The sequence below is a fragment of the Mycobacterium sp. E3305 genome (assembly GCF_001666785.1).
In the GTDB taxonomy this organism is placed as follows: Bacteria; Actinomycetota; Actinomycetes; order Mycobacteriales; family Mycobacteriaceae; genus Mycobacterium.
Genome location: NZ_LZJA01000093.1, coordinates 1 through 1,292, shown reverse-complemented (window position 1 = coordinate 1,292; position 1,292 = coordinate 1). Strand labels below are relative to the sequence as shown.

General features: G+C 71.2%; 1 protein-coding gene. It reads right to left on the bottom strand.

Annotated elements, in window-relative coordinates; all coding sequences use genetic code 11:
• A partial coding sequence (locus A5701_RS09140) for an amino acid adenylation domain-containing protein (RefSeq protein WP_156670016.1) occupies positions 1-1,292 on the bottom strand: 1,292 nt, incomplete at both ends.

Here is a 1,292-nt window from a genome sequence, read left to right as displayed (position 1 = left end):
GCGGTGCGGAGTTCGCTGGGGTCGGCGGTGCCGGTGAGGTAGCCCACGAGGCGTTTGTCGCCGGGGCGGTCCTCGCGCACGACGACCACCGCTTCGTCGACGCCCTCCAAAGCGGCGAGGGCCGAGCGGATCTCGCCGACCTCGATGCGGTAACCGCGAATCTTGACCTGCTCGTCGGCGCGCCCCACGTACTGCAGCTGGCCGTCGATCCCCCAGCGCACCAGGTCCCCGCTGCGATACATCCGGTGTCCGGGCTCGCCGAACGGGCACGCCACAAACCGCGATGCGGTCAACCCGGCCCGGTGCACGTATCCCAGGCCCACCCCGCGCCCGGCCACATACAACTCCCCGACCACCCCGACCGGCACCGGCCGCAACCAGCCATCCAGCACGAACAGTCCGGTCCCCGGCACCGCCGACCCGATCGGCGGCGCACCCGATTTCGCGGTCAGCGCGACGCTCATGGACGCGAAGATCGTGCTCTCGGTCGGCCCGTAGACGTTCATCATCGCCCGCCCCGGTGCCCAGCGGTCCACCAGCTCCGCGGGCACCGGCTCCGCACCGATCACCAGCGCCGCCGAGTCCAGGCCTTCCGGCGACAACATCCGAACGGCCGCCGGGGTCTGACTGAGCACCGTCACCTGCTCAGCGACCAGCAGCGCGTGGAAGTCCTTGGGCGAGCGGGCCACCGCCTCGGGCACCACCACCAACCGGCCCCCATGCAGCAACGCCCCCCAGATCTCCCACACCGAGAAATCAAACGCATACGAGTGAAACTGGGTCCACACCTGCCCGGGCCCCAACGCCACGCCGACTTCGGGGGCGTCGAACAGCCGGGTCACGTTGGCGTGGCTGACCGCCACCGCCTTGGGCACCCCGGTGGTGCCCGAGGTGTAGATGACGTGCGCGACATCCTCGGGGTCCGGGCCCGCCGCGGGCGCCGTGGCCGGCTGCGCCCGCAGGGCGGGGCTGTGCACGTCGACGACCGGCAGCACATGCCCGGCCAACTTCTCGGCCAGCGCCGCCGTGGTCAGTGCGGCCACCGGCGCGGTGTCGGCCAACATGAACTCGATCCGCGCCACCGGCAACCCGGGATCGATCGGCAAATACGCCGCCCCCGACTTCAACACGGCCAGGATCGCCACGATCGCCTCCGCCGACCGGGAGAACACCACCGCCACCGACTCCCCCGGACGCGCACCCCGACCAACCAACAGATGCGCCAACCGATTCGACGCCTCGTCCAACTCCCGATACGTCAACGACCGGCCCTCGCACGACACCGCCACCGC